This is a genomic window from Limnohabitans planktonicus II-D5 (assembly GCF_001270065.2).
In the GTDB taxonomy this organism is placed as follows: Bacteria; Pseudomonadota; Gammaproteobacteria; order Burkholderiales; family Burkholderiaceae_C; genus Limnohabitans_A; species Limnohabitans_A planktonicus.
The window spans coordinates 1-7,448 of the sequence record NZ_LFYT02000060.1; the positions used below are offsets into that span (position 1 = coordinate 1).

Annotated in this window: 2 protein-coding genes; both read right to left on the bottom strand. The window is 61.9% G+C overall.

Annotated features, from left to right (window positions below):
• Window positions 1-564: 564 nt before the first annotated feature.
• Window positions 565-6,888: an excinuclease ABC subunit UvrA gene (locus H663_RS40630; RefSeq protein WP_053173529.1), complete on the bottom strand. Its 6,324-nt coding sequence runs from the start codon at window positions 6,886-6,888 to the stop codon at window positions 565-567.
• A gap of 327 nt (window positions 6,889-7,215) precedes the next feature.
• Window positions 7,216-7,398 (bottom strand): hypothetical protein, encoded by a 183-nt coding sequence (locus H663_RS40635; RefSeq protein WP_053173531.1) that lies wholly within the window; start codon window positions 7,396-7,398, stop codon window positions 7,216-7,218.
• Between the last annotated feature and the right edge of the window lie 50 nt (window positions 7,399-7,448).

The following is a 7,448-nucleotide window of genomic DNA, read 5'->3' on the forward strand; positions in this document are numbered from 1 at the left end:
ATCGCTTGCAGGGCAAGCTCCTACAAACATCGGTACCCGTGGGAGCCAGCCCTGCTGGCGATTGAGGCGCTTGTGGTCTGCGGGTGATCGCTTGCAGGGCAAGCTCCTACAAACATCGGTACCCGTGGGAGCCAGCCCTGCTGGCGATTGAGGCGCTTGTGGTCTGCGCGTGATCGCTTGCAGGGCAAGCTCCTACAAACATCGGTACCCGTGGGAGCCAGCCCTGCTGGCGATTGAGGCGCTTGTGGTCTGCGCGTGATCGCTTGCAGGGCAAGCTCCTACAAACATCGGTACCCGTGGGAGCCAGCCCTGCTGGCGATTGAGGCGCTTGTGGTCTGCGGGTGATCGCTTGCAGGGCAAGCTCCTACAAACAGGGGTACCCGTGGGAGCCAGCCCTGCTGGCGATTCAGGCGCTTGTGGTCTGCGGGTGATCGCTTGCAGGGCAAGCTCCTACAAACATTGGTACCCGTGGGAGCCAGCCCTGCTGGCGATTCAGGCGCTTGTGGTCTGCGCGTGATCGCTTGCAGGGCAAGCTCCTACAAAGGGTCCCAGAACCATCGCTGATCAAACCCGCGCCAGCACAGGCCCCAGCGCCACCCCCGTATGGGTGCCCAACAGCACCAAGGCTTCGGGTGTCATGGCTGCCACGATGCGCCCACCCGCGTTGCCGCCTTCAGGCCCCAGGTCAATCACCCAATCGGCTTCGGCGATCACGTCCAAGTCGTGCTCGATCACGATCACGCTGTGACCGGCGTTGACCAAGCGGTGCAGCACGCGGATGAGTTTGTCCACATCGGCCATGTGCAGGCCCACCGTGGGTTCGTCCAGCACATACAACGTGTGCGGGGCCTTGTTGCCGCGCTTGCCCACTTCGTCGCGTACCTTGGTGAGTTCGGTCACCAGCTTGATGCGCTGCGCCTCGCCACCACTCAAGGTCGGTGAAGGCTGGCCCAATGTCAGGTAACCCAGGCCCACGTCTTTGAGCAACTGCAGCGGGTGCGCAATGCTGGGCATGCTGGCGAAAAAGTCCACCGCTTCGTCGACTTCCATCTTCAGCACATCACCGATGCTTTTGCCGCGCCAGGTCACGGCCAAGGTCTCGGGGTTGAAGCGGGCGCCTCGGCAGGTTTCGCAGGGCACTTTCACATCGGGCAAAAAGCTCATTTCGATGGTGCGCATGCCCTGCCCTTCACAACTGGGGCATCGGCCTTCGCCAGTGTTGAAGCTGAAGCGCCCGGCGGCGTAGCCTCGGGCTTTGGCCTCCAGCGTTTCGGCAAACAGTTTGCGAACTGTGTCCCAAAAGCCGATGTAGGTGGCGGGGCAAGAACGCGGGGTTTTGCCGATGGGGGTTTGGTCAACTTCGAGCACGCGGTCGATGGTTTCAAAGCCTTGAACATCGCTGCACGCGGTCAAAGCCACGCGTTGGCCTGCGTCTTGTGCGGTGCGGCCTGCAAAGGTGGAGCGCTGGCTGACCAGGGATTGCACATTGGCCAGCAGCACATCACGGGCCAGGGTGGATTTGCCAGAACCACTGACACCGGTGACGGCGACCAAGCGCTTGAGGGGCACTTGCACATCGACTTGGCGCAAATTGTGCAGGTTGGCACCGGTGAGGGTGAGCCAAGTCAAATCGCCAGCAGGGCTGGCTCCTACAGGGGCCGAGGTATTTGTAGGAGCTTGCCCTGGAAGCGATGCTCTGGTCAACGCAACCGTCCTATCGCCAGCAGGGCTGACTCCTACAGGGGCCGAGGTTTTTGTAGGAGCTTGCCCTGCAAGCGATGGGCGGCCCACCGAAACAGCTCGGCGAGCCTGCATCGGATGCTTCATCGCATGCAGCAAATAGCGGCCGGTTTGCGAATCGGCAGATGCCGTGATGTCGGCCACCGAGCCTTGTGCCACCAGACGGCCACCGCGTTTGCCCGCGCTTGGGCCAATGTCGATGATGTGGTCGGCGCGGCGAATCGTGTCTTCGTCGTGCTCCACCACCACCAGCGTGTTGCCCTTGTCGCTGAGGCTTTGCAAAGCGTTGAGCAAAATCCGGTTGTCACGCGCGTGCAGGCCAATGGTGGGTTCGTCCAGCACGTAGCACACGCCTTGCAAGTTGCTGCCCAGCTGCGCGGCCAAGCGGATGCGCTGCGCCTCGCCGCCTGACAGCGTGGGCGCACCCCGGTCGAGGGTGAGGTAGCCCAGACCCACTTCTTCCAGAAACTCCAAGCGGCTCTTGATCTCGGGCACCAGGTCGCGGGCGATGTCGGCGTCGCGGCCGGTGAGCTGCAGTTTGTCCACCCAATGCCGCACGTCGGTCACCGACAAACTGGCGATGTCGGTGATGCGCCAGCCTTGGCCGGGTGCTGAGCCCAAGCGCACAGCGCGTGCCGTGGCGTTCAGGCGGGTGCCTTCGCAGCTGGGGCAGGCCACGTTGGCCAAGTCTTCGATCTCGGGCTCGGCAAAGGTTTGCTCGCGGCCTTTGTCTTTGTCGTCGCGCACCGAGTCGTCAAACACTTGGCGCTCGTCCTTGCTGAGCTTGACGCCCGTGCCCACGCAATCGGGGCACCAGCCATGTTTGCTGTTGTACGAGAACAAGCGCGGGTCCAGTTCGGCATACGAGGTGGCGCACGCCGGGCATGCGCGCAGTGTGGAGAACACGCGGTGCTGGCCGATGCGAGCGGTGGACTCGCCGCTGAACATGGCTTCGCGCAAGCCGTCCAGATCGCTCAACACATGCACCACACCTTTGCCGTGTTCCAGTGTTTTGGTCAGGGCTTGGCGCAGGGCGGTTTCATTGCTGGGCAGCACATCGAGACTGGCCACGGGCAGTTCAATGTTGTGCTCTTTGAAGCGGTCGATGCGCGGGAAACCTTGTGTGGGCAAAAAGTCGCCATCCACGCGCAAGTGCGTGTAGCCACGCGGCCGCGCCCAGTCGGCCAGTTCGGTGTAAACGCCTTTGCGGTTGGTCACCAACGGAGCCAACAAGCCAATGTGCTGACCCCGGAACTGTGTCATCAGCTGCGCGATGATGCTGTCGGGCGTTTGAGGTTGCACGGGCGTGTTGTCGTGCACGCAGTGCTGAATGCCCAACTTCACATAGAGCAGGCGCAAAAAGTGCCAGACCTCGGTGGTCGTGCCCACGGTGGATTTGCGACCGCCGCGTGACAGCCGCTGCTCAATCGCCACAGTGGGCGGGATGCCGTACACCGCATCGACCTCGGGGCGGCCTGCAGGCTGGACGATGCTTCGGGCGTAGGCGTTCAGGCTTTCCAAATAACGACGCTGACCTTCGTTGAACAGGATGTCAAACGCCAGAGTGGACTTGCCCGAACCACTGACGCCAGTGACCACGTTGAAGCTGCCACGCGGGATGTTGACGCTCAGGTTTTTGAGGTTGTGCTCTTTGGCGTTGACGATCTGGATGTTGTTAGAGACCGCGCCTTTGGCACGGGCAAGAGACGCAGCGGTATTTTGTAGGAGCTTGCCTGCAAGCGATGGCTCGCGCAAACCAAGCCTTGTATCGCCAGCAGGGCTGGCTCCTACAGGGAGGGTCTTGGCGTTTTGTAGGAGCTTGCCTGCAAGCGATGGCTCTTGCACACCGAAAACCTCCCCCATCGCCTCAGCGTACTCACGCAGCGCCAGCCCCGTGTGTGATGTGGCGTGTTGCCGCACATCGTCTGGCGTGCCCTCGGCCACGATCAGGCCACCGGCATAACCGCCCTCTGGCCCCAGGTCGATCAGCCAATCGCTGGCGCGAATCACGTCCAGGTTGTGCTCGATGACGATGAGCGAATGCCCCGCTTCGAGCAACTTGCGCAACGCCCGCATCAGCTTGGCGATGTCGTCAAAGTGCAGGCCGGTGGTCGGCTCGTCAAACAAAAACAGCGTGCCCTTTCGAGCCAGACTCTGGCGGCTCTTGGAGGCGCTTTTGGCAGCCTCGGCCAAAAAGCCTGCGAGCTTGAGGCGCTGCGCCTCACCGCCCGACAAGGTGGGCACAGGCTGGCCCAGCTTCACGTATTCCAGGCCCACATCGACGATGGGCTGCAGAGCGCGGATCACGTCGCGGTCTTGCGCAAACAAGGCGGCGGCTTCGCTCACCGTGAGGTCCAGCACATCGGCAACGTTCAGGTGGCGCGGCTGCGCCTGGCCCAAGGCCTGGCGCTCGACGGTGATCTCCAGAATCTCGGGGCGGTAACGCTTGCCATCGCAGTCGGGGCAGCGCAAATACACGTCGCTCAAGAACTGCATCTCGACATGCTCAAAGCCCGAGCCGCCGCAGGTGGGGCAACGGCCATCGCCGCCGTTGAAGCTGAACTTGCTGGCGGTGTAGCCGCGTTGGCGCGACAGCGGCGCAGTGGCAAAAATCTCGCGGATCGCGTCCCACGCGCCCACATAACTCACGGGGTTGGAGCGGGCGGTTTTGCCAATCGGCGACTGGTCCACAAACACCACATCGCTCAGGTGGTCGGCACCCAACAGGCGGTCGTGTGCGCCCGGGGTTTCGGTGGCTTTGCCAAAGTGGCGCATGAGCGCCGGGGCCAACACATCCTGAATCAAGCTCGACTTGCCCGAACCGCTCACGCCGGTGATGGTGACCAGGCGCTGCAGAGGAAAGTCCACGCTGATGTTTTGCAGGTTGTGTTCGCTTGCGCCTTCCAGAATCAAGCGCGGCGTGCTGTCGTTCACCATGCGCTTGAAGCCCAGGCCCACTTGTTTGCGCCCACCCAAATAAGCGCCCGTGAGCGTGTCGGCGTTGCGCAGGTCGGCGGTGGTGCCGTCAAACACGATCTGCCCGCCGCGCTCACCCGGGCCAGGCCCCATGTCGATCATGCGGTCAGCGGCCATCATGACGGCTGGGTCGTGCTCGACCACGACCAAGGTGTTGCCCGCGTCGCGCAGGCGGTGCATGGCCAAGGTGATCCGGTGCATGTCACGCGGGTGCAGGCCGATGCTGGGTTCGTCGAGCACGAACAGGGTGTTGACCAGGCTGGTGCCCAGGGCGGTGGTGAGGTTGATGCGCTGCACTTCGCCGCCGCTCAGTGTGCGGCTTTGGCGGTCGAGGGTGAGGTAGCCAATGCCGACGTCGCACAGGTATTTGAGGCGGGTGGTGATTTCTTCCAGCAAGAGTTGGAGGGCTTTTTGTTCTGCGCTTTTGCCTTGGTTTTTTGCCTGACTTGCTTCGGTGGTTTCTGCTGAGGTTCGGTCTGCATCAGAGCGGGGGGCGGGCTCCTCATACGGCGGGGGTACGCCAAAATCGTCGCCCGCCCCCCGCTCTGACGCAGACCTTGTGGTGGATCGATCGTCTGGCGACATCTCTGTCGCTGTTCTTGCATGCGCCTTTCCACTTGTATCCACGGCTTCGGCCGGGGATGGGCTGGGTGACGATTTTGGTGTACCCCCGCCGTATGAGGAGCCCAGCCCATCCCCGGCCGGAGCCTCCCCAGCTCCTAAAGACGCATGCCCAGAAGCAGACACCCGGTCAAAAAACAAGCGCAAACGATCGAGCGGCATGATCATCATGTCGTGCAAGCTCAAACCCGGCAGCGCCTCCAACTGCGCCCGCGACCACTTCACGCCAGCGGGCATGAAACGCTTTTCTACTGGCAAGACCCCATCGGCATCCGAGTGGCTGCCAATGCGCCAGAGCAAACTCTCGGTTTTCAAACGCGCCCCTTGGCACGTTGGGCACTCGGTGTAACTGCGGTACTTGGACAAGAGCACCCGAATGTGCATCTTGTAGGCCTTGCTTTCCAGATATTCAAAAAAGCGCTTCACGCCGTACCACTGGTGGTTCCAACGGCCCTTCCACTCGGGTGAACCGTTGATCACCCAATCTTGCTGCGCTTTCGTCAGCTTGTCCCAGGCCGTGTCACGCGGAATGCCTGCGGCCTCGGCGTGGCGCATCAGGTCGTCCTGGTTTTCTTGCCAGGCGGGGGTTTGCAGCGTCTTGATGGCCCCGGCCCGCAGCGTGAGCTTGGGGTTGGGAATGACCAGGCCATAGTCAACGCCGATGACACGTCCAAAACCCCGGCAGGTTTCGCACGCACCCACTGCCGAGTTGAAGGAGAACATCGACGGGATCGGGTCGGTGTAGCGCTGGTCGCTTTCGGGGCAATGCAGGCCTGTCGAAAAGCGCCAGATGTCGAAGGCGGGCTCAGGGGAGGAAGCAGCGGAGAAATTGGGATCTGACCCCAATTTCTCCACATACACATTCAAGCGGCCACCACGTTTGAGGGCCACTTCGATGGCTTCGACCACGCGGGCTTTTTCGGCGGTGCCGATGCGAAAGCGGTCGGCGATCACGTCCAGCACTTTGCGCGGGCCGGTGGGGGTGGCCACTTCGCGTTCGGCCTGCACCTTGGTGAAGCCGCTGGCCGACAGCCACTGCTCGACTTGCTCTCCGCTGGTGTTGGCGGGCAACTCGACCGGGAAGGTCAGGTACAGGCGCGGGTCACCCGCTTGAGCGGCACGCTGGGCCAGCTCGGCATAAATCGTGTCAGGGTTGTCGTGACGCACCGGCTGCGCGGTGTCTTTGTCAAACAGCTGACCCAGACGGGCGAACAACAACTTCAGGTGGTCGTTCAGCTCGGTCATGGTGCCCACGGTAGAACGCGAGCTGCGCACCGGGTTGGTCTGGTCAATCGCAATCGCCGGAGGCACACCTTCGACCTTGTCGACGGCCGGTTTGTCCATGCGGTCCAAAAACTGGCGGGCATAGGCGCTGAAGGTCTCTACATAGCGGCGCTGGCCCTCGGCGTACAGCGTGTCAAACACCAAGCTGGACTTGCCCGAGCCGCTGGGCCCGGTGACCACCGTCAGCTCGCCGGTGCGGATGTCGAGGTCGATGTTTTTGAGATTGTGCTGACGGGCACCACGGATGCGGATGAGACCTTGGGACATGAGCTGGCTTTTGGGGGTGAAGGCCAAACATTCTAGGGCCGCACGAATAACCCCCTGTGAGCCAGCCCTGCTGCTGATTCGACACGCTATTGCCCACAAGCCATCGCCAGCAGGGCTGGCTCCTACAACCATGCTGTCATGGGACAAAGCTTAACGTGGGCGTTGGGCGCTTTCCTCTGTGGGAGCTTGCCCTGCAAGCGATCAATCTTCGTAGGACGACCAACCTCGCCATCGCCAGCAGGGCTGGCTCTTGCAAAAAAGAAAGCCACGCGATGGCGTGGCTTTCATGGGTTGGCATCTGACGGTGGTCAGGTGCACAGACCTTGCTTACTTGGCAGCGCTGGCGTCTGAAGCCGGAGCAGGTGCGGAGGCATCTGTTTTGGCGGGTTCCACATGCACAGCATCAGCACCATGCTTTTCACCGCTCATGTCCAGGCTGTCACCGCCTTTGCTGATCACATACAAAGCCAAGGCAGCAAAGATCACGAATCCAACAACAAGTTTCCACATCATTCATCTCCAAAATAAAGAAGGCCCTCCACAGAGGGAAGGCCCGGAAT

What these genes read in the sequence shown, in the direction of transcription:
- H663_RS40630 (WP_053173529.1), bottom strand. Translation starts at nt 6,888, where the DNA reads ATGTCCCAAGGTCTCATCCGCATCCGTGGTGCCCGTCAGCACAATCTC.
- H663_RS40635 (WP_053173531.1), bottom strand. Translation starts at nt 7,398, where the DNA reads ATGTGGAAACTTGTTGTTGGATTCGTGATCTTTGCTGCCTTGGCTTTG.